The organism is Streptomyces canus (assembly GCF_041435015.1).
In the GTDB taxonomy this organism is placed as follows: domain Bacteria; phylum Actinomycetota; class Actinomycetes; order Streptomycetales; family Streptomycetaceae; genus Streptomyces; species Streptomyces canus_G.
The window spans coordinates 311,547-330,897 of the sequence record NZ_CP107989.1; the positions used below are offsets into that span (position 1 = coordinate 311,547).

Annotated in this window: 22 protein-coding genes and 1 pseudogene; 17 read left to right on the forward strand and 6 right to left on the reverse strand. The window is 68.6% G+C overall.

From position 1 onward, the window contains the following. Positions 1–45 precede the first annotated feature (45 nt). Both OG841_RS01490 and OG841_RS01495 read left to right on the forward strand, forming a co-directional pair. Entirely contained in the window at positions 46–627 is a 582-nt protein-coding gene (locus OG841_RS01490; protein WP_328643191.1) for a zinc-binding dehydrogenase, read from the forward strand. Between the two features lie 116 nt (positions 628–743). After that, the gene (locus OG841_RS01495) at positions 744–1,313 is read left to right on the forward strand and encodes a nuclear transport factor 2 family protein (RefSeq protein WP_328643190.1); all 570 of its coding nucleotides are present in this window, start codon (positions 744–746) and stop codon (positions 1,311–1,313) included. Positions 1,314–1,582: 269 nt separating this feature from the next. On the opposite strand, the gene OG841_RS01500 is transcribed toward OG841_RS01495, so the two are convergent. After that, the gene (locus OG841_RS01500; RefSeq protein ID WP_328643189.1) at positions 1,583–2,527 is read right to left on the reverse strand and encodes an aldo/keto reductase; all 945 of its coding nucleotides are present in this window, start codon (positions 2,525–2,527) and stop codon (positions 1,583–1,585) included. 101 nt (positions 2,528–2,628) lie between these two features. Here OG841_RS01500 and OG841_RS01505 point away from each other — a divergent pair, with 101 nt between their 5' ends. Continuing rightward, positions 2,629–3,231 carry a TetR/AcrR family transcriptional regulator gene (locus OG841_RS01505; protein WP_365115841.1) on the forward strand — a complete coding sequence of 201 codons (603 nt, stop codon included), beginning with the start codon at positions 2,629–2,631 and terminating at the stop codon, positions 3,229–3,231. A 516-nt stretch (positions 3,232–3,747) separates the two neighbouring features. On the opposite strand, the gene OG841_RS01510 is transcribed toward OG841_RS01505, so the two are convergent. Next, positions 3,748–4,200: a MarR family winged helix-turn-helix transcriptional regulator gene (locus OG841_RS01510; RefSeq protein ID WP_328643187.1), complete on the reverse strand. Its 453-nt coding sequence runs from the start codon at positions 4,198–4,200 to the stop codon at positions 3,748–3,750. Positions 4,201–4,263: 63 nt separating this feature from the next. Here OG841_RS01510 and OG841_RS01515 point away from each other — a divergent pair, with 63 nt between their 5' ends. From OG841_RS01515 to OG841_RS01530, 4 genes and pseudogenes are all read left to right on the forward strand, one after another. After that, the gene (locus OG841_RS01515; RefSeq protein WP_328643186.1) at positions 4,264–4,632 is read left to right on the forward strand and encodes a VOC family protein; all 369 of its coding nucleotides are present in this window, start codon (positions 4,264–4,266) and stop codon (positions 4,630–4,632) included. A 167-nt stretch (positions 4,633–4,799) separates the two neighbouring features. Beyond that, a complete protein-coding gene (locus tag OG841_RS01520) occupies positions 4,800–5,255 on the forward strand; it encodes a hypothetical protein (protein ID WP_371562738.1) in 456 nt (151 codons plus the stop codon). Positions 5,256–5,276: 21 nt separating this feature from the next. Next, positions 5,277–5,708 (forward strand): Fic family protein, encoded by a 432-nt coding sequence (locus tag OG841_RS01525; RefSeq protein WP_371570520.1) that lies wholly within the window; start codon positions 5,277–5,279, stop codon positions 5,706–5,708. A gap of 91 nt (positions 5,709–5,799) precedes the next feature. Further along, positions 5,800–5,951: pseudogene (locus OG841_RS01530) on the forward strand (VOC family protein); the annotation flags it as partial. 5 nt (positions 5,952–5,956) lie between these two features. On the opposite strand, the gene OG841_RS01535 reads toward OG841_RS01530, so the two are convergent. After that, positions 5,957–6,871, reverse strand: coding sequence for a GNAT family N-acetyltransferase (locus tag OG841_RS01535; protein ID WP_371562741.1), 915 nt, complete (start codon positions 6,869–6,871; stop codon positions 5,957–5,959). 180 nt (positions 6,872–7,051) lie between these two features. Here OG841_RS01535 and OG841_RS01540 point away from each other — a divergent pair, with 180 nt between their 5' ends. The 5 genes from OG841_RS01540 to OG841_RS01560 all read left to right on the forward strand — a co-directional run bounded on the left by OG841_RS01540 (position 7,052) and on the right by OG841_RS01560 (position 11,042). After that, on the forward strand, positions 7,052–7,816 hold the full coding sequence (locus OG841_RS01540; protein ID WP_371562744.1) for a VOC family protein: 765 nt from the start codon (positions 7,052–7,054) through the stop codon (positions 7,814–7,816). A gap of 623 nt (positions 7,817–8,439) precedes the next feature. Further along, positions 8,440–9,045, forward strand: a complete 606-nt coding sequence (locus tag OG841_RS01545; RefSeq protein ID WP_365115846.1) for an ABC transporter ATP-binding protein — start codon at positions 8,440–8,442, stop codon at positions 9,043–9,045. Next, complete coding sequence (locus tag OG841_RS01550; RefSeq protein ID WP_371562748.1) at positions 9,042–9,866, forward strand: ABC transporter permease; 825 nt, start codon at positions 9,042–9,044, stop codon at positions 9,864–9,866. The genes OG841_RS01545 and OG841_RS01550 overlap by 4 nt, the downstream gene beginning before the upstream one ends. Positions 9,867–10,307: 441 nt before the next feature. Further along, positions 10,308–10,778, forward strand: coding sequence for a cytochrome P450 (locus OG841_RS01555; RefSeq protein ID WP_371562751.1), 471 nt, complete (start codon positions 10,308–10,310; stop codon positions 10,776–10,778). Between the two features lie 60 nt (positions 10,779–10,838). Beyond that, positions 10,839–11,042 (forward strand): hypothetical protein, encoded by a 204-nt coding sequence (locus OG841_RS01560; protein ID WP_371562754.1) that lies wholly within the window; start codon positions 10,839–10,841, stop codon positions 11,040–11,042. Between the two features lie 147 nt (positions 11,043–11,189). On the opposite strand, the gene OG841_RS01565 is transcribed toward OG841_RS01560, so the two are convergent. Then, complete coding sequence (locus OG841_RS01565) at positions 11,190–11,813, reverse strand: TetR/AcrR family transcriptional regulator (RefSeq protein WP_328643178.1); 624 nt, start codon at positions 11,811–11,813, stop codon at positions 11,190–11,192. A gap of 148 nt (positions 11,814–11,961) precedes the next feature. On the opposite strand from OG841_RS01565, the gene OG841_RS01570 reads away from it, so the two are divergent. The 3 genes from OG841_RS01570 (at position 11,962) to OG841_RS01580 (ending at position 14,921) form a co-directional block, all read left to right on the forward strand. Continuing rightward, the gene (locus OG841_RS01570) at positions 11,962–12,957 is read left to right on the forward strand and encodes an NADP-dependent oxidoreductase (RefSeq protein WP_371562757.1); all 996 of its coding nucleotides are present in this window, start codon (positions 11,962–11,964) and stop codon (positions 12,955–12,957) included. A 79-nt stretch (positions 12,958–13,036) separates the two neighbouring features. Next, complete coding sequence (locus OG841_RS01575; RefSeq protein WP_328643176.1) at positions 13,037–13,903, forward strand: alpha/beta fold hydrolase; 867 nt, start codon at positions 13,037–13,039, stop codon at positions 13,901–13,903. Positions 13,904–14,090: 187 nt separating this feature from the next. Continuing rightward, positions 14,091–14,921, forward strand: a complete 831-nt coding sequence (locus OG841_RS01580) for an enoyl-CoA hydratase/isomerase family protein (protein ID WP_328643175.1) — start codon at positions 14,091–14,093, stop codon at positions 14,919–14,921. A gap of 837 nt (positions 14,922–15,758) precedes the next feature. Here OG841_RS01580 and OG841_RS01585 read toward each other — a convergent pair. Continuing rightward, positions 15,759–16,472, reverse strand: coding sequence for an SDR family oxidoreductase (locus OG841_RS01585; protein ID WP_328643174.1), 714 nt, complete (start codon positions 16,470–16,472; stop codon positions 15,759–15,761). Positions 16,473–16,639: 167 nt separating this feature from the next. Between OG841_RS01585 and OG841_RS01590 the strand changes: the two genes are divergently transcribed. After that, positions 16,640–17,242, forward strand: coding sequence for a TetR/AcrR family transcriptional regulator (locus tag OG841_RS01590; protein WP_365115858.1), 603 nt, complete (start codon positions 16,640–16,642; stop codon positions 17,240–17,242). 405 nt (positions 17,243–17,647) lie between these two features. On the opposite strand, the gene OG841_RS01595 is transcribed toward OG841_RS01590, so the two are convergent. Then, the gene (locus tag OG841_RS01595; RefSeq protein ID WP_365115860.1) at positions 17,648–18,088 is read right to left on the reverse strand and encodes a MarR family winged helix-turn-helix transcriptional regulator; all 441 of its coding nucleotides are present in this window, start codon (positions 18,086–18,088) and stop codon (positions 17,648–17,650) included. A 109-nt stretch (positions 18,089–18,197) separates the two neighbouring features. On the opposite strand from OG841_RS01595, the gene OG841_RS01600 reads away from it, so the two are divergent. Continuing rightward, a complete protein-coding gene (locus tag OG841_RS01600) occupies positions 18,198–19,295 on the forward strand; it encodes a substrate-binding domain-containing protein (protein WP_328643171.1) in 1,098 nt (365 codons plus the stop codon). The last annotated feature ends 56 nt before the right edge of the window (positions 19,296–19,351 follow it).

Sequence of the window (19,351 nt, forward strand, 5' to 3'; positions counted from 1 at the left end):
GCCGCTGCGCCTCCAGGGGACGGTTGTCGAAGACGCCGGTGAGGCGTGGGCTCGATCCTGGTCCAGCTCGCCCGGAACGCCGGCGTCCACGCGATCGGCACGGCGAGCCCGCGCCATCACGAGGCGCTGCGCGCACTCGGCGTGGAGCCGATCGACTACCGCGACCCCGACCTGGCCGCCCGCGTCCGCGCACTGGCTCCCGACGGTGTCGATGCCGTGTTCGACCACCTCGGCGGCGCGCGCGTCACCCTCTCCTACCGACTGCTCAACCGCACCGGCACGCTGGTCTCGTACAGCATCGCGGCCGCGCTCGACGACACTCGCCCGATACTGCTCGACTTCCTGCCCCTGCTGGCCAAGCTGGCGTTCTGGAACCACCTGCCCACACGCAGGCACGCGAGCTTCTACGACATCTGGGCGGGCGCCGGCAAGCCGGACTCGGCCAAGCGCGAGGCGTTCCGGGCCCGGACGCGCACGGACCTCACCCACGTGCTCAACTCGCTGCGCGACGGCGTGCTCACCGCTCAGATCGCCGCCCGCTTCCCGCTGACCGAGGCTGCCACAGCGCTGGAACTTGCCGAATCATCCACCCGCACGGCCCCCGGCAAGGTCATCCTCATGCCCTGACGACCGAGCGCGGAAGGCAACTCCAACGGCTTACCCAAGAGCTTGCTCTAATGAGTTAACTTATTAATCTGTAATCTGCGACGGCGATACGCGCCAGTATCCGGGAGGTGACGAGCATGGGCCGACTTGGACCCTGGACGCCGACGACGGTCGAACAGCGGCTCGACCGCATGGAATCGCTGGCCGAGATCCGCCAACTCCCCTACCGATACGCACTGGCACTCGACTCACGGGACATGGACGCCGTCGTGGACCTGTTCGTGCCCGACGTACGGGTGGGACGCGACGCATGCGGCCGCGCGGCACTGCGCCGCTGGTACACCGAGGCCATGCGAGCCTCGAGAACCACGATCCACCAGGTGACCAACCACATCGTGGACTTCGACGACGCCGACCGCGCCAGAGGCGTCGTCTACTGCCGGGACCAGCTCGAACGGCCCTTGACCGGCCAATGGGAGGTCGGGGAACTGCAGTACTGGGACGACTACCTGCGCGTGGACGGCGAGTGGTGCTTCCGGCGGCGGAGGTTCCACCGCTGGTATCTGGCCGACGCACTGTCCAGACCCGCACACGGCACCGGCGTGAACGACGGCAGCGACCCGCTGGGGGCCCGTCAGCTGCCCGAGTCCTTTCCGACCTGGGCGCCGTACTGGGAGTCCACCGACAGCCACTCTCCCTACGCGTGACCGCCCATGCCCCCCCCGAGGCACGGAGGTCCGGCCCCCTTCACGCGAGGGGCGTTGAACCGGGAGTGGCTCAGGAGTTCCCATCGCAGCGGGCTCGCGTTGTCGATCTCGACCACGGTGTCGATGGCGAACTCCACGACGCGCAGGGCCCCGGGATACGCCGCGACACTGACAGGGTCCGCAGCGAGGACGTGACACCGGCGATCCGGGACGAGGAGATCCGGGAGGGCGACGGCGTGACCGGCGGGAGCCTCGATCCGAACGGTCGATCACTGGTTGGGCTCGATGTCTCCGGAACGGGCCGGGAGGGCGTCCAGGGCAGAGAGCGTTGCCTCGTCGAGCGTGACCGCTCCGGCCCTCACGTTGGCTTCCAGGTGTTCCGGGTCGGCCGTGCCGGGGATCAGCAGTACGTTCGGGGCGTGACGGAGCAGCCAGGCCAGTCCGATCTGTGCGGGCGTGACGTTCAACTCACGCGCGGCGGCGATGACGGCCGGCTCGTCGGTCACCTTCGGCATCCCGTCGAATGCGCTGCCCAGGGGGAAGTAGGGAACCCAGGCGATTCCTTCGGCCAAGCACAGGCGGAGCATGTCCTCGTCGTCGCGGGTCAGGAGGTTGTACGCGTTCTGCACACAGGCGATGCCCGCGGGCAGGGCCCTGCGGAGAACATCGAGCGAGACGCTGCTGAGGCCGATCGCACCGATCTTGCCCTCGTCCCGCAGGGCGATCATCACGGCGAGCTGATCGTCGAGGGCGACCAGCTGATCCCCTGCGGCGCGCAGGCCGGGGCCGGTGTCCGTACGGCGGAGGTTGACCAGGGGAATCTGTTCCAGTCCAAGCGTTGCCAGATTGTCCTCGACGCCGGCGCGCAACTGTTCGGGGCGCTGTGCGAGGCGGAGAGGGAGCGGGCCGTGGGGGTCGGGCTCGGCGCCGACCTTGCTGACCACCATCACGTCGTCCTCGGGGCGGACGGCTTCGCGGATCGCCTCGTTGACGAAGCCGTGGCCGTAGAACTGGGCGGTGTCGATGTGGTCCGTTCCCAGCTCGATGCAGCGGCGCAGCATGGTGATCGCTGCCCTGCGATCGGTCCGCAGGCGCTCCAGCTGCATCGCGCCGAAGCCGATCCGCGACACGGTGCGGCCCGCGAGCCGTCCGTTGCCACCAGCGCGCAGCGCGCCGGATGCGGTGAGCTGAGAAATCCGGGCAGGGGCGGCCATGGGCGTTCTCCTTCGATGCGACCATAGACGAAACGGAGTAACTCCGTTTCACCCACCGTAGCACTAACCGGAGGTCCTCCGTTTTGTCTGAGAGTGAACCCATGGCCACAGACCGCAGCGCGGCAGCGGCGCACCGGCCGGCGCGCGCCGACGCACGGCGGAACCGCGACAGACTCCTTGCGGCCGCCCGCGACGCCTTCGCTGCGACGACGGAGGCCGTACCGCTGGACGCGATCGCCCGAGCGGCCGGCGTCGGGATCGGCACGCTCTACCGGCACTTCCCCACTCGTGAGGCACTCGTCGAAGCTGTCTACGCCGCAGAGCTCGACGAGGTCGTGTCCAGTGCGGCGGAGCTCCTCACCGAGTTCGAGCCCGCAGCCGCCCTTCGCGCGTGGATGACTCGGTACGCGGCGTTCTTCAGGATCAAGCGTGGCATGTCCGACACGTTGCGCGCAGGCTGGGCGTCGGGCAGCATCGCCACGCCCGCAACGCGGGAACGCATCACAGCCGTCATCGCCATGATGCTGCGCAGTGGTGCGGAAGCTGGTTCGCTGCGCTCGGACGTCGATCCCGACGACGTCACGATGATGCTCCTCGGCGTGTTCCTCTCGACTGCGGCGATCGACGCGCCGGACAAAGCCGAACAGCTCCTCGACCTGATCGTCGACGCGCTGCGCCCGAGCCTCGAACCGAAGGACCGGTAACGCCCATCGAGGACATGGAAGCGCGGAGCCCAGTAGGACGGGAGCGGGGTGACCGCCATCGAGCGCCTGCTCAGCCCCGACAGGAACGTGCGGACCAGGTCGCCATGTCCTCACCCTGACCCACTGGCGGCCTTCACTGCCTTGACCGATCCACCCATCACGACCTGCCCACCACGGTCACGAGGGCCGCCTCCGGTGGCCGACGAACTCTCAGGTGCCCGGCCGGGTTCGAGGACCATCCCGACTCACCGACAACCTGCGTCACCATGACGCGCGCTTGGGCCTTGCCAATGCTGTTTGTGCTCTGCGGCTCAGTCATTGCGACCGGGCTGATCTTGACTGGGAGCACTGGCGAAGCCGTAGCATTTCTGCTGGTGTTCGTGCTGCTCGCAGGCGTGCATTCGCCTCTGGTTCCCGGAGCCGCCTCCCCCGCCGAAGGTCGAGGGTCGCCCGCACGGACTTTCGCGCTCGGCTGCACTCCCGTCCGAGCGTGACGAGGGGTGCTACGGGGACGAGCTATGCACCATCGTTGCCCTCGCGCAGAGAATGGATCATCCTCTGCAGGATCCGGAACGCGTCTGACTGCTCGGTCTCGGTCATGCCGGACAGCATTCTGACCTCGACGGACCGGACCGCTACGGTCGCCTTCTCAAGGCTCCGTCGTCCGCGAGGCGTGAGCCGCGCGGGAAGAACCTTTCCGACGGGCGCCTCCGCGGGCCTGGTCACGTAGCCCTCCCGTTCCAGGGCCTGGAGCAGCACGTTCATCGACTGCCGTGTCACGAACGCGCCCCGTGCGAGTTCGGAGTTCGACAAGCCCGGTCGTTGAGCCAGCAGTTCGAGGCAGGAGTAGCGCGTTACGTTCATCCCGAGCGGCCGCAGCACCTCCTCCATGGCTGCGCGGAGCGCACTCGACGCCTCTTTCAGCAGGTAGCCCAGTGACGTCTCAAGGTCGACACCGTCTTGATTCATGTCAGCATTCTGACATAGGTTGACCCGTGTCAGAAAGCTGACACGAAGAGAAGGAGCATCGTCATGCCCGCCACCGGTCCCGACTTCATCTCACTCCAAGCGCGCGACCTCGACGCTTCGCAGGCGTTCTACGAGCAGTACCTGGGCCTGGTGCGCTCGCCGGCCGGACCTCCGCACGCCGTCGTCTTCGAGACAAAGCCGATCGCGTTCGCACTCCGCGACGTGATTCCCGGCACCGATCTCACATCCGTTGCTCAGCCCGGCATCGGTGCCGCCATCTGGCTCCACGCCACAGACGTCCAGGCCATTCACGATGCTCTCGTGGCCGACGGTCACACCATCGTCTCCGCACCGATCGACGGCCCGTTCGGTCGGACCTTCACCTTCGCCGACCCCGACGGCTACCAGGTCACACTCCACGACCGCGCCTGATAGGGCCAAACGCCACCGGCCACGAAGTTGTCGGCTCACACCCCAAAGTGCTCTGCCGCGTACAGGTGCACGGGCCCGGGCGGCTGCCGCCGCATCGCGCGGAGCAGACGGCCCGCCGGCGTCACCCCGTGCGCCACGACACGAGGTCGGCCACGCCGGAAACTGGTGTGACAAAGCCGCGAGCCCTTGACACGATCGCTCAGTTGTCCTGCCCTACCTACATCTGGGGGAACGCCACGGCCGTCAATCACGAGCTCGCTCCAGCCTGGTTGCCGTGGTCTGCCGTCGATCCAGATCGGGTTGCCTTCGACTGGGACGATGAGGAGGGCTCTCAGGTCGCCACCGTGATCGCCTCGATGGTTCCTCCTGTCGGTGCCGGGTGGGAAGAGAGACATCGCTTCACCACTGAGGTCACGGCGCTTCTGGCAGCTCGATACGGCCGATGGGCCTGCGGATGGCAATGGGCGGCCGGCGAGGGCGGTGGTGGTGGCGTCGTCACCAGCTGGTGCTGCACCTCCCATTCCGTGGGCGCGTCCGAAGCGACGGCCGCCAAGGTGGTCGCTTCGCTGCTGGAGTGGCGCGACTGGCTGGAGGAACTGGCCGAGCGGTTCACGCAGTTGTAGCGGCCCCTCACCTGCGCGCTACTGGCTGATTGGCAGCGGCTCGTCCTTGGCATGCCTGAGGTTGCGTTCCGACAAGGCGATGCTTTCGCCAAGGGGGGCCGGGAACGCTACGCACTGACGTCGCACACCCAGCGGGACTTCGAGCACTGTCTGCGCGAGAGCGCTGACCCGAGAATCCCTCTGGCCTCCCGTGCGGCCAGGGCCTACCTGGACGTGGCCTTCTTTCATCCCTTCCCGGACGGCAACGCCCGCCTTGCCATGCTCACCCTCGCCTATGTCCTGGAGGTGGAGGGAGTTCGGCTGGATCAGGCCGGCCCCCTGCTGACCACGCGGTACGCGGACGACGCCGCCGGCGCGGCCGACCTGGCTGCCCTGGTCTCCGTCCTCATCCGCTCGACCCATTCCCGGGCGACCAGAGCCGGTCACCGAGAGGGCCCCCTCAGGTTCTCTTGATCAGTCCGGCCAGGAGTTGAGCACGTACATCCGTACGCGCCCGACCGGTCGATCGTGGTTCAGCGCGGAGGGCCGGACAGAGATCGAGGGCGAGGAGCTGCGGGGCAAGGCCGTCGCGATCCTGCGGCCGCCGGTGAAGGAGCCGTGGGGCTGATCGAGATGGGGATCGCGGGTCCGGACGGGACGCGGATCGCGCTGGTCGAGGTGCCGACCGACCATCCCATCCGGTATCGGCCGGGCATGCGATCTCAGCCCGGCCGGTGCTCCCAGCGGCGGTCGGTCCGGGTCAGTTCACGGAAGCCGGCCGAGTTCAGGTGGTCGATCGCCGTCTTGTCGCTCGCGGCTTCGTAGGCGAGGAGACGGTCCGCCCCGCACAGGCGAAGCCAGTCGGCGGCCTGGGCGAGGAGCCAGTGCTCCAGACCCATGCCGTACGCCCCCGGGTCGACGTGCAGGTTGCCGATGTCGGCGAGTCCGGCGGCGCGGGCGTGCCGTTCCGGGCGGGCCAGGGAGGTGTCGACCTCGATGAAGCCGAGGGCGCGCCCGTCGGCGTACGCCGTGAGACGGGTGCCGCACTCCCCCATCGTGCGCTGGACGGTGATGCCTGGGCGGTCCTCACTGGGCGGCAGGTCGGGCACCCGCGCGATCAGGATCACCTCCGTGTCGCCGACATGCGTGAAACCCGCGCGTTCGAAGGCGGCACGGATGTGAGGCCAGGTGCGGGGCAGGCCGTACACCGCCGGAGCGGGCACCTCTCCGCCGGCGTATCGGGCCCGGACGTTCCACCGGGCGAGCTGGGCCAGGCAGGCGCCCATCAGCAGGTCGGCGGCCTCGTCGGCGTCCGGCCGGAAGGAGGCCGGCGGATGGCAGAGAAACCAGTCGATCTCACCGATGTCCCGGTAGGACTCGCCGACCTCCGGGCCGGACCGGTAGCGCAGCAGATGCGCGGCGGCGATCACGTGATCGCGCTGCTCGGCGACGAGGGTGAGGCGTTCGCTCACCCACGGGTCGGTGATGAACTCGTCGGGCTGCCGCTCCAGGGCGCTGAGCACCGTGTTCGTCGAAACGGAGACGCCAGGGACGACGGCGGCGACATGCGCGTTGACCAGGTCGGTGAGCTGGTCGCGGTCGTCGCGGCGGAAAGGGCGCACCATGAGCGCGGGCATGTGGGGACCTCCGGGTCCTGAGGGGTGTGCGCTGGAGGCCGCCATACGGTGCGGTACGGGGCGAGGATACGGCGTTCCGCGCGCCGCGCGCCACCGTGTTGCCGCCGGATGGCCGGGACCTTGGCCCGGGCTTAGCGTGCTGGAGGGGGCCGCAGAGCAGCTCGCTCCGGGAGGAGCACCATGAAGTTCGACAAGCCGGTGACCGGTGGCCCCTGCTGGACGGAACTGGGGACCGACGACATGGAGGCGGCCAAGCGGTTCTACACGGAGCTGTTCGGCTGGCGACCCGAGACGGATCCGCGCACGGAGGCCGGGGGCTACACCGTGGCACACCTCGGCGACGCGGCGGTCGCGGCACTGACCCCGCTGTACCAGGAGTCGCAGCCGGTGGCCTGGAACGTGTCGTTCGCGGTGACGGACGCCGACGCCGCCGCGCGGAAGGTGACCGAGGCCGGCGGCACGGTCCTGGTCGGCCCGATGGAGGTGCTGGACGTGGGTCGTTTCACCGTGGCCCTCGACCCGGCCGGCGCGGTCTTCCAGCTCTGGCAAGCCCGGGCCTTCCCGGGCGCGGGACTGTTCAACGCGCCCGGCTCACTGGGCTGGGTGGAACTGCTGACGCGGGCCCCCGAGCGGGCCGAGGCCTTCTACACGACGGTGTTCGGCTGGAGCGTCAACGCCTCCGAGCACTACACGCAGTGGGGGCTGGACGGCGCCGACTTCGGCGGCATGGTGACCATGGACGACACGTTCCCGCCCGAGGTGCCGCCGCACTGGCTGCCGTACTTCGCCGTCGAGGACGTGGACACCACCACGGCCACCGCGACCTCGGCGGGCGGCACCGTGCTCATGGAACCCACCTCGGTCCCCGACGGCCCGCGGATCGCCGTTCTGCGGGACCCGCAGGGAGCGGTGTTCGGCGTGTACCTCGCGGGGGACGACGGCTGAGAGACGGGAACACGAGGCGACCAGGAAACGGCGGCGACCGATCCGACAGGACGCGACGACCAGCCCGACTGCTTCTTTGCCACGTATACGGCCGCAAGCGTCCCGTTGAGTGGTGCAGGCGCGACCCCGGCGGCGCGGCGGTCCGCGGGCCCAAGGAAGACCTGGACGACGTCGGCTCGCCGTTCGACAGGTCGTGAAGGTGGCCCATCGGCTTTTTCCCGGACAGTCCGACCCGCGCCGCGAGGACGAGGTCGTCCGGCTCCGTGATCGACAGCAGCGCAGACGGCCGCTCGAACGGCACACGGTGGCCGACCGGCTCGGGGTGGGCTGCGTGGAGACGGGCCATCGCGTACCACAGGTCTCCCGGGTAGCCATGGTTTGCCGGCGTCGCTTCCTTCTTCTGCTGCTTGCTGAGCCTCATGGCTGCCGCCGGACGGCCCCGCGCCTGTGGCTGAGCGCGCCGCCCTGTCAGCCCTGAAGCGGCTGGTCTGTGGGGCATCGCAGGCCAGTTTCCGTGAGGACACTCACCCACCGGGATCACCGCGTGTGGCTGCGTGCCCGTGGCCGGTCGCGTTCGTTAAAGCCTTCGGTCGTCCAGGCAAGCAGCGTGGGAGTGTCGCGGCGTGGAAGTCGTGGATGTACACCATCACTATGGCAAGAGGCTGGTGCTGCGGGGTGTCGAATTCACCCTGCCTGCAGGATCGTTGATCGGGGTGGTGGGAGAGAACGGCGCGGGCAAGTCCACGCTGCTGAAGATTCTCGCTGGGGAGTTGCGACCTGCGCGGGGCAGTGTTCGTCACGGTGGCCGGTTCGGGTACTGCCCGCAGCAGGTGGTGGTGAACGATGCACTGACGGTTCGTCAGCATTTGACGTTTTTCCAGGCGGCATTCCGTCTCGACAGCCTTGGCTATGCGAGGGAGGTCATGGATGTGCTCGGTTTCGCCGACTACCTGGACGAGCGGGCCGGCGTGCTCAGCGGAGGGACGCGGCAGAAGCTCAACGTGACGCTGGCATTGATGCACGACCCGCAGGTGCTGCTGCTGGATGAGCCCTATCAGGGCTTCGACTGGGACACCTACCTGCGGTTCTGGGAGCTTGCATCCCGGTTGCGCGAGCGGGGGCGTTCAGTTCTGGTGGTCTCTCATCTCGCCCACGACACCGAGCGCTTGGACGAGTTGTGGCGCCTGGACGGCGGTCGCCTCCAGGCGCAAGGGAGGGAAGCCGCATGAGGGAGCAGGTGATGCTGCTCGTCACGGCCACGCGGTACGCGGTGGCCGAGCACGCCCGTAACCGGTTCGCCGCGGTGCTCATCGCGGTCTTCCTTCCCGCGTGGACCCTTCTGGCATATGTGTCGATGGCGGACAGGCCGGTGCGGCTGCGGCTGCAGGCCACCGGGGAGTTCCTGGAGCCACATGGCAACGAGCTCACCGCCGTCAGCGGGGCGCTGAACGCGGTCACCTTGATCACTGGGTTCTTGATGTTCGCCGCGACGTTCAACGGCAGCCTGTTCGACCGGCGCCTTGTGATGGCCGGCTATCCACGGCCTCATCTGATCGCCGCGAAGTTGGCCGGCCTTGTTCTCGCGTCCGCTCTGGTGGCCGCCTACGCGACAGCGGTCATGTACCTGGCCTGGGCTCCGCGTCAGCCGGCCCTGCTCGCCGCGGCCCTCTTCAGCGCCGGGCTGACCTACGGCGTACTCGGAGTCGGCTTCGGCGCGTTGCTGCGCAAGGAAGTGGAAGGGATGTTCGCCATCGTGATGACCAGTGTCATCGACATCGCGCTACAGAACCCCATCTCCAGTTCCAGCGCAGACAGCGCCATCACGCACTACCTGCCCTCATACGGCGCCATGCAGGCAGCCACCGCAGCAGCCTTCTCCAGCACCTCCGCCCCCGGGTACCTGCTCATCGAGCTGACCTGGTTCGCTGCGGCAGCGCTTTTGTGCCTGCTGACCTTTCAGTGGCGCACCCGCAGCGCCCTGCCTTGGACTCCGGTTCTCGACGCGGCGGAGCCGGGACCTGCCGCGCGGCGCACGCTGCCAGAAAACTGACGCGCCAACAGCCCCTTGATCACCAACGCAACCTCGCTGCTGTGCTCTCGTTGAGATCAGTGTGCACTCCACCACTTCAGGCGGGCAGCGGCCTGCCACCCTGCGAACCGGTCACCGCTCGACGAGGTTGTTAGCGGGGGTGGTCGGTGCCGATGCGGCGCTTCAGGCGGCATACCTGCTCTGCAGGGCCCGAACAAAGCAGCAGGACCCGGCGGAATACGCGCTGATTCAACTGGTGCCTGCGGTGCTCCGTCCGGCCTGCTGGGCGCTGTGGACGGCGGCCAACGCCCTCGACGACCTTGCTGACGACCGCACGGTCGAATCCGGGGAACGAGCCGCGCGGGTCGGGGAATGGATCAGTGCCCTGGACCGTGACCTGGCAACCGGGACAAGCACAGGTGGCCTACGGGGCACAGGGCTTGGAGTGCCTGCCTTCATCTGGTGCGCGAGGAAGTTAGCGCTCCCTATACAGACGCGGTCATCCGGGAAGCGTTCCGTCTGCGACCGCCGGTCACAGCCATCCCCTGGCTGTTGCGCGAGCCGTGCGACATCGGCGGATACGACGTGCCGGCCGGGACGTTCGCCGTAGCGAGCCTATGGGATCTGCATCGAAACCCCGATCTGTATCCCGATCCAGAGGGGTTTCGTCCCGAACGGTTCCTGGGGAACCGGCCCCCTCGCGGCGCCTGGTTGCCCTTCGGGTCCGGCCCGCACGCTTGCATCGGCGGTCAACTGGCCTTCATCCAAGTCACTGTGCTGGTGCACACACTTGTCCGCCGTGGGCAGCTCCTGCCGGCGACGCGACAGGACGAGGGAATCGGCCACCGCGCCAGCACGGAGATCTACCCCGCCGAGGGCTGCCGGGTCACCCTGCGCCCTGTGCGAGGGCGTCATCCGCAGGGCGCTCGATGAATCACAGGGCCTCGCCTACGGGTTGACGGCCGCCTCATCGGTCTTGACGGAAGTGACGACGTGGAAGCGGTCGTCGGGAACGCGCTGCGGGCCCACCCGTGGGAGTGCGTCACCGTCGGCGGCGGCCTGCGGCACTCGGACGACCAAGTTGGACTCCTCGAGCAGGTCATCAACCTGATTCGGCGGTACGCACCCGATGCGGCCATCGCGTTCAACAGAACGCCGGACACCACCTATGAGGCCGCTGCCCGTTGGATCGGGTGACCATGGACTACGCGCCAACGTGGCCGCGCGGCCCGGATCGCGGCGAGGTGCCCGCTGGCGCCGGCGCCAATGACGACGACGCCGTAGGGCGTGCTCATGAGGCGCCCCTCCCTAGGGTGTTCGATGGGTGACTCGTGGAGCGAGTGGTCATGCGGCGCGGCAGTGGGGCGCCAGGGTGGCGTGGATCTGGTCGCGGATGTCGGCGAGGACGACTTCGTCGCTGAGGTGCAGGTACACGGTGGCGGTGGTGCTGATGTGGATGATCGCGGTGATCACCCGCGCCAGCGTCGCCGCGTCGGCGGCACCGATGTACTCGTCGCGGGTGAGCAGACCGGTGATGCCGTCCTCAAGGCGGCCGGCAAGGGCTAGCCCCTCTTGCCGGTAGGGCTCGGCCGGGTCGCCGAAGACGAGTTCGTGCAGGTATGTGCGGCCGTTCTCGACGTGCTCCCTCACGCACTCCATCACGGGACGGATGAGAGCGACGACCGGCTCCAGCACGCCCTGATCGACGGCGGCGTTCGCGGCGGCGAGGCCGACGTCGATGGCGGCGGCGAACTTCTCGTTCTGCACCATGATCAGCAACTCGGCCTTCGTGGACGCGTACAGGTAGAGGGTGCCGATCGCGACGTCGGCCCGGCGGGCGATCTGCTGCGTCGTGACCCCGCTGACGCCGTGTTCGGCGAACAGTTCGCGGGCCGCGGTCATGATGCGCTCGCGCTTGGCCTGTTTGGCTCGCTCGCGGCGCCCGATCTGCATGTGACCGCGTCCCATGGGACCTCCCTTGACAATAATTATGAGCACGCTCATAGTTGAGTTTACTCGGATTGACGGAGTGAGGCGAGACCCCGGATGTCGCGCCGAATTGGCTGGTCCAGTCTCAGAACTGGATAAATGGGATGAAGGCAAGGAGTCGTGCCCCATGAGAGCGTTCGTCGTCACCAAGTACAAGGAGCCGCTGCAGGAGGCGGACGTCCCCGAGCCCATCGTGGGTGAGCACGACGTACTCGTCCGGGTGGAGGCAGCCGGGCTGAACCCGCTGGATGAGAAGATCCGCGCCGGTGAGTTCAAGCAGATCCTGCCCTACAAGCTGCCGCTGATCCTGGGCAACGACGTCGCGGGCACCGTCATCGGCGTCGGGAAGGCGGTTCGCGGCTTCCAGCTCGGAGACGAGGTCTACGGTCGGCCCGACCAGGGCCGCATCGGCACCTTCGCCGAGCGCATCGCCGTAGCGGAGGGAGACCTGGCGCTCAAGCCCGCTTCGATCAGCATGGAAGAGGCGGGCTCGCTGCCGCTGGTGGCACTCACGGCCTGGCAGGCGCTGGTGGAGCGCGGGAAGGTGCGGCCCGGGCAGAAGGTTCTCATCCACGCCGGCGCCGGCGGGGTCGGTTCGATCGCGATCCAGCTCGCCGCGCACCTCGGCGCGAGCGTCGCCGCCACCGCCAGCGGTTCCAACGCGCACTTCGTGCGCGCGCTTGGCGCGGACACGGTGATCGATTACCGCAACCAGGACTTCGAGCAGCTCCTGACCGGCTACGACCTGGTGTTGGACAGCCTCGGTGGTGAGAATCTCGAGAAGTCCCTGCGGGTGCTCAAGCCCGGCGGCAAAGCCTTCGGGATCGCCGGTCCCCCGGACCCCGCGTTCGCCCGCGAGGCCGGTCTCAACCCGCTGCTTCGCCTGGGGGTCGCAGGCCTGAGCCGCAAGATCCGCAAGCAGGCGAAGAAGCTCGGGGTGACGTATGAGTTCCTGCTCATGCGCGCCAGCGGCGACCAGCTCCGCCAGATCACCGCCCTCGTCGACCAGGGCGTGGTGCGCCCGGTCGTGGGCAAGGTGGTCGGCTTCGACCAGACCCCGCAGGCACTGCAGTCCCTGTCCCAGGGTGGCATCCGCGGCAAGGCCGTCATCGGCAACAGCTGACTCGCCGCAACCGTGACGTGCGACACAAGCCACAAGCCACACGACACACACGACACACGACACACGAGGAGAATCCGCCATGAGCAGCACCGATACCCCGAACGAGGCCGTCGTCACCGCCTACGCGAAGGCCCCGGCCCGCACCGTCAGCGTCGGTGGCGTCACCTACGCCTACCGCGAGCTGGGACCGAAGGGCGGCATCCCCGTCGTCTTCTTCGTCCACCTCGCCGCGACCCTGGACAACTGGGACCCCCGCATCATCGACCCCGTCGCGAAGGGCCGTCACGTCATCGCCTTCGACAACCGCGGCGTCGGGGGGTCCACAGGTCAGGTGCCGGACAGTGTCGAGGAGATGGCCGACGACGCCTACACCTTCATCAAGGCGCTCGGGTACGACAAGATCGACGTCTTCTCCTTCTCCCTCGGCGGCATGGTCGCCCAGGCCCTGGTGGTGAAGCACCCCGAGTTCATCCGCAAGCTCGTCCTCACCGGCACCGGGCCCAAGGGCGGCAAGGACATCGACAAGGTCGTCGGCACCACCTACTGGGACATCCTGCGCGCCACCTTGACTCGTTCGGACCCCAAGGAGTTCCTGTTCTTCAACCGCAACGCCGCCGGCAAGCCCGCCGCGCGTGCGTTCGTCAACCGGCTCAAGGAGCGCACCGTCGACCGCGACGCGAAGATCAAGGTCAAGGCGTTCCAGACGCAGCTGAAGGCGATCCAGAAGTGGGGGCGCTCCACCCCCGACGACCTGGCGAAGATCACTCATCCCACGCTGATCGCCAACGGTGACAACGACCGCATGGTCCCCTCGGTCCTGTCCGAGGACCTGCACCGGCGCATCAAGGACAGCGAGCTGATCATCTACCCCGACTCCGGTCACGGCGGGATCTTCCAGTACCACGAGGAGTTCGCCCCGGTCGCGGTCGAGTTCCTCGCCCGATGACCACCGTCTGACAGGAAGAGCCGGCCAGGGAGAGAAGGGCGACACCATGAGCAACCCACCGACCGCCGTGCACCTGGAGTGAAGAAGCACCTCACCACCGCCGGACCTGCTCGGCAATCCATCCCCCGGGCGTCCCGCCCCCTGACGCCTCGCCGACCGACATCCCTCACACATCTGGAGCCAGACCATGAGCGAGCAGAGCACCATCCACTACGAGCGCAGCTCACCCCAGGTCGCGAAGATCACCTTCGCCAACCCGCCCGTCAACCTCATCGTCGGCGAGACCGTCCTGCGCCTCACCGAGATCGTCGAGAAACTGGCCACTGACCCGGACATCCAGGTCGTGGTGTTCGACAGCGCCACCCCCGACTTCTTCTACAACCACTTCGACCTGGCCGCCGCCGCCGACTTCCCCGCCCCCGAGGACGCGAACGCGGTGCCGGCCTGGACGAACCTGGTCCTGGCACTCTCCAAAGCGCCCTACATCACCATCGCGGCCATCCGCGGACGCACCCGCGGCGGCGGGAACGAACTCGCCCTCGCCCTCGATCTGCGATACGCCAGCCGGGAGAAGGCGATCTTCGGGCAGCCGGAGGTCGGCAGTGGACTGCTCCCCGGCGGTGGTGGCACCGAACGCCTTCCCCGCGCCATCGGGCGCGACCGCGCCCTGGAAGCCATCCTCACCAGCGACGACTACGACGCCGACACCGCCGAACGCTGGGGCTGGACCACCCGTGCCCTGCCCGACAGCGAACTCGACGCCTTCGTCGACACGATCGTCCGCCGGCTCGCCTCCTTCGACCGCACCTCACTCGCCTCGGCCAAAGCCCAGATCAACCGGGCATCCCTGCCCCCGGACGCGGATCTGGTCGCCGCCTACCGCGAGTTCGCCCACTCCATCACCCTCCCCGGGTTCCTCGTCCGCGCCGCCGGCGCGCAGGCCATCGTCGAGCAGGCCGGCATCGACTTCGAGTACCGCCTGGGGCAGTACATCGGCATCGCCAACCAGCAGCTCTGACACCCCCTCATGAAACGAACACCGACGCGTCAGATGCCGCGGCGGTGCTCGTTGGAACACTAGCGAGACGTCTTCGCCACCGTGGTCGACTGGCGCACCGGCGTCGCGAGGGGATGCAAGCGCGCCGGCACCCGCGTCGGAGTGCAGGCCGACGGGCCGGGACTCACCACCGCGTGGCGCAGCCGGCCCCGCCGACGCTGCTGCGGGTGGTGTGGGATGAAGTACCTTGGCGGTCACTGGACGAACTGCACCGGATGATGCTCGACGACGTGCTCACGGAGCACGGCCTGACCGGGTTGACCGACACCGACCGGGCCGAACTCGTCAGCGCCTGGCACCGCCTGAGACCATGGCCGACAGCCGCCACGGTCTGTCCCGGCTGCGCGAGACCCCTATCACCGCCACCCTGCCCCTGGGCAGCATCGCGCTTCTCATCCACGTTGCCCGCGCCGGCAGAGTGCCGTTCGACGCCGTCCTGTCCGCCGAACCGGTCCACAGCTGCAAGCCCGACCCAAAGGTGTACCAGATGGCCGCCGACCCTACTCGAAGTCGTACCGCCGCGGGTGCTGAGACGGCCTGCCATCTCGCAGACCTGCGTGCCGCCGACTCCGACCTGCGCACCGCATGCATTCCACGCCCGCTGGAATGGGGCCCGCCATTCGGCTCCACCCGCGCCGGACCGGGTCGACCTCACCGTCACCGACATCCCCGACCTGGCCCGACGACTGGCTCCACGCAGCGGAGTCCACGCCGCCAGGCCAGCGTCATGGAGGGCGGAACTCCGACCTGAAAGGACCACGTCGGGGCCTGGGACCCACGCTTGGAAGCAGGACAAGCTCAGGCGGTCGTGCTGTGCAGGTCCGGGTAGAGCGCCTCGACCGGGCCGCTCAGAGCCGACTTGACCTGGACGGTCAACTCGTCGGCCAGGACCTCGTGTTCACCGGCCTCGACGGCGTCGTAGACCGTCGTCACCAGTTCCGTCGGCAGCAACTTCGGTCCTTCGGCGTGCGCGGCCATCGGGGTGTCGACGTAGCCCATGTGCACCCCCACCACGTGGACGCCCTTGGGCGCGAGCTCCATGCGCAGAGAGTTGGTGGCCGACCACAGCGCGGCCTTGGACGCGCTGTAGACGCCGCCGAAGGCGTACCAACTGGCAACGGAGTGCACATCGACGAGGACCGACCCCGGCTCGGCGGCGAGGATCGATGCGAACGCGCGGGCGAGGAGGACGGGACCGAAGAAGTTCGTCTCCATGTTCGCCCGGATGTCTGCCTCGGTGACGTCGAGCAGGCTCGCGTTCGGCGGGATCGCGCCCGCGTTGTTGACGAGCACGGTGACATCCGGCGCGGCGGCGACGGCCGCGTCGATCGACGCGGGGTCGGTGACATCGAGCGTGAGGGGGACGATGCGCTCATCGTCCCAGGCTCGGGGGGAGCGGGCGGTGGCGTAGACCTTGGCGGCGCCACGCGCCAGGGCGTCATGGACGAAGTGGGTCCCGAGGCCGCCGTTCGCGCCGGTGACAAGGACGACTGCTCCATCGAGGGACGGCATTGGCGTTCCTTCTTTCCAAGGGATGTGAAGTGCGTGGCTGTGCACGGATGGAGCAATGGCTCCTCGCCCGGCCGTGGGAGAATGAGCGGAACCACATTCGAGCCCACGCAGTAATGACTGCCATCATAACTGATTACAGTCAGAATCTATTCCTGGAGGACACCGCCATGTCTGTCGCCCCCCAGCCGGTTGGACGGCGCGAGCGGAACAAGCAGGAAAAGCTCGACCGCATTGTCGCTGCCGCCACTGAGCTGTTCGCCGAACACGGCGTCGACGACGTCACGACCCAGCAGATCGCGGACAAGGCCGACATCGGCACCGGGACCCTGTTCCTTTACGCCAAGACCAAGGGCGAACTCCTCCTGCTTGTACAGAACGCCAAGTACGCCGAGGCGCTCGAGCGGGGCCGGGCGGACGCCGAGACCATCCCAGGCGTGCTGGACGCCGTACTGGCGATCGTCCGGCCGATCGTCGAGTGCAACCGCACCCAGATCGACAACGGACGCACCTACCTCCGCGAGATGGTCTTCGGCGACCCCGAGGAGCCCCGGCACAGCGCAGCACTCACCATCGTCGCGCAGACCGAGGAGGCCATCGCCGCCACGCTGCGCCGAGACGAGCGGGTCACCGCAGGCGCCGCCGAGACGCTGGCACACATCGTGTCCGCCGTGATGTTCCTCAGCATGGCGACTAGCGTGAACATCGCCTTGAGCGTCGAGGAGATCGTGCAGGACATCCGGGGACAGGTCGACGTCCTGCTGCCTCGCTGAAGTGCGGCCCGCCGCAGGCGCAGGCGATCATCATTGGACGGGTGCGCGGGCGTCCGGGTCCTCGTAGGGAAAGGCGGCGGGCACGATCGCCCGTTGCCGCGACCGCGCGCATTGCGGAGCGGCCCCACTCGGCGTCCGCACGCGCGGGATCGGGCCGGACATCAAGGATCAAGCCGACTCCCCCGGTCCTTGCTCGGCGCTTCTCTCCCTGTCGCCGCCGTTTCCACCCCTCCGCCTCCTGCTGCCATCTACTGTGTCGGGCGTGGCGGCCGCGGCCATGACAGCGGTGGCCAGTCCGCAAGCAGTCCCCACTTTCGACGAGTGGGCGCGGGAGGTGCGGTCGGCATGTCCCGCTTCGAGCCGCCGGCCGGAGGACACCGCACCCACGCGGCGCCGCGCGACCGCTCAGCCCAGGCGTCGGGAGGCCCGCTGGAGCAATGCCCTCAGCAAGGCCGTCTCCTCCGCGCCGAGAGCGGACACGATGCCCTCCTGCTCCTCTTCGACCGCCGCTGTCCAGCGGGTGAGCGCCTCGCTGCCCCGTTCGGACGCGAAGACCAGCACGCGCCGCCGGTCCTGGTCGTCGACCCGGCGCAGGACGAGGTTCAGGGAGACCATGCGGTCGACGACCTTGGTCAGGGTGGGCGCGGACAGCAGCGCGAACTCGGCGATCTCGGTCATGGCACGGCCTTCGCCGTCGCCCAGGAACGACAGCACCCGCCACTCCTCGAGCGTGCCGCCCTCGGCCCTCAGCGCCTCACCGAGCCGTAGGACGACGCTGCGCTCGACGAGAGTGAGCGCACGCGCGAGGTCGAGATCGGCTACGGCCGCCGGGGTGGTCGTGGTCATCGCCCTGCCAGAGTCGTCGTGATCTACGGGTGGAGTGATTCCACGATACAGTCCTTTCCTTATCGCTGTGAAATATTCCCGTAGCAAGCAATGGCTAGGGTGAGCGCCTATGATCGAGAAGGCGTCTGTCCGGCTCGGCGCCCCGGCGAACCGGGCCCGTGACGCACTGGATGTCGCCCTGGTGATACCGCTCCAGGGCCCGGCCGGCATCTTCGGCCCCTCCTGCGAGTGCTGCGCCCGGCTCGCGGCAGAGGAGGTCAACGCCGCATCGGGCGTGCTGGGCAGGGAGGTGCGCCTGGTGCTCGTCGACGGCGGCGCGCGGCCCGAGCGGGTGGCCGCGGAGGTCGACGCACTGATCTCCGGAGGCGTCGTCGACGCGGTGGCGGGCTGGCACATCTCCGCTGTCCGCGAGGTCGTCGCCCCGCGCATCGACGGCCGGGTGCCCTACGTCTACACGGCGCTGTACGAGGGCGGCGAGCGCTCCCCGGGCGTGTTCCTCACCGGTGAGACCCCGAACCGTCAACTGCGGCCCGCGCTGCGGTGGTTCGCGAGCGAACTGGACATCCGGCGCTGGACGATCGTCGGCGACGACTACGTCTGGCCCCGCTCGTCGGCCCGCGCCGCTCACCGCTATCTGCGCGAACTGGGCGGCGAGGTCTGTGACGAGATGTATGTGCCGCTGGGCACCCAGGACTTCGGGCCCGTCCTCGCGCGGGTCGCGGCGAGCGGCTGCGAGGCCGTGCTGATGCTGCTGATCGGGCAGGACGCCGTCCTCTTCAACCGTGCCTTCACCGCGGCCGGACTGGACCGCGACCTCATCCGGTTCAGCTCCCTCATCGAGGAGAACGTCCTGCTGGCCACCGGACCGGAGAACACCCGGGGCCTGATGACCTCGGCCGGGTACTTCGAGGACCTGCCGACCGCGTCCGGGCTCGACTTCGCCGCCGCCTACTTCCGCCGGTTCGGCCCCGGCGCGCCGGTGCTCAACAGCCTCGGCGAGTCCTGCTACGAGGGCGTGCGCATGCTCACCGAACTACTGCGCCGGGCGGGCGACACGGATGTGCGGCGCATCCAGGCGACCGCCGAGGGGCTGGAGTACGAGAGCCCCCGTGGCACGGTCCAGATCCGTGACCGCCACCTCGAGCAGCGGGTGTTCCTCGCGGCGGCCGACGGGCTGCAGTGGGACGTGCTGCAGCAACTTCCCTGACCCGCGGGGAGTTCTTTTTTACCTGTGCGCAACACGCGACCCCCTTGCCCAATTGC

What these genes read in the sequence shown, in the direction of transcription:
- OG841_RS01595 (WP_365115860.1), bottom strand. Translation starts at nt 18,088, where the DNA reads ATGACCACGACCACCCCGGCGGCCGTAGCCGATCTCGACCTCGCGCGT.
- OG841_RS01600 (WP_328643171.1), top strand. Translation starts at nt 18,198, where the DNA reads ATGATCGAGAAGGCGTCTGTCCGGCTCGGCGCCCCGGCGAACCGGGCC.
- OG841_RS01510 (WP_328643187.1), bottom strand. Translation starts at nt 4,200, where the DNA reads ATGAATCAAGACGGTGTCGACCTTGAGACGTCACTGGGCTACCTGCTG.
- OG841_RS01495 (WP_328643190.1), top strand. Translation starts at nt 744, where the DNA reads ATGGGCCGACTTGGACCCTGGACGCCGACGACGGTCGAACAGCGGCTC.
- OG841_RS01500 (WP_328643189.1), bottom strand. Translation starts at nt 2,527, where the DNA reads ATGGCCGCCCCTGCCCGGATTTCTCAGCTCACCGCATCCGGCGCGCTG.
- OG841_RS01585 (WP_328643174.1), bottom strand. Translation starts at nt 16,472, where the DNA reads ATGCCGTCCCTCGATGGAGCAGTCGTCCTTGTCACCGGCGCGAACGGC.
- OG841_RS01575 (WP_328643176.1), top strand. Translation starts at nt 13,037, where the DNA reads ATGAGCAGCACCGATACCCCGAACGAGGCCGTCGTCACCGCCTACGCG.
- OG841_RS01515 (WP_328643186.1), top strand. Translation starts at nt 4,264, where the DNA reads ATGCCCGCCACCGGTCCCGACTTCATCTCACTCCAAGCGCGCGACCTC.
- OG841_RS01540 (WP_371562744.1), top strand. Translation starts at nt 7,052, where the DNA reads ATGAAGTTCGACAAGCCGGTGACCGGTGGCCCCTGCTGGACGGAACTG.
- OG841_RS01535 (WP_371562741.1), bottom strand. Translation starts at nt 6,871, where the DNA reads ATGCCCGCGCTCATGGTGCGCCCTTTCCGCCGCGACGACCGCGACCAG.
- OG841_RS01590 (WP_365115858.1), top strand. Translation starts at nt 16,640, where the DNA reads ATGTCTGTCGCCCCCCAGCCGGTTGGACGGCGCGAGCGGAACAAGCAG.
- OG841_RS01550 (WP_371562748.1), top strand. Translation starts at nt 9,042, where the DNA reads ATGAGGGAGCAGGTGATGCTGCTCGTCACGGCCACGCGGTACGCGGTG.
- OG841_RS01570 (WP_371562757.1), top strand. Translation starts at nt 11,962, where the DNA reads ATGAGAGCGTTCGTCGTCACCAAGTACAAGGAGCCGCTGCAGGAGGCG.
- OG841_RS01565 (WP_328643178.1), bottom strand. Translation starts at nt 11,813, where the DNA reads ATGGGACGCGGTCACATGCAGATCGGGCGCCGCGAGCGAGCCAAACAG.
- OG841_RS01580 (WP_328643175.1), top strand. Translation starts at nt 14,091, where the DNA reads ATGAGCGAGCAGAGCACCATCCACTACGAGCGCAGCTCACCCCAGGTC.
- OG841_RS01505 (WP_365115841.1), top strand. Translation starts at nt 2,629, where the DNA reads ATGGCCACAGACCGCAGCGCGGCAGCGGCGCACCGGCCGGCGCGCGCC.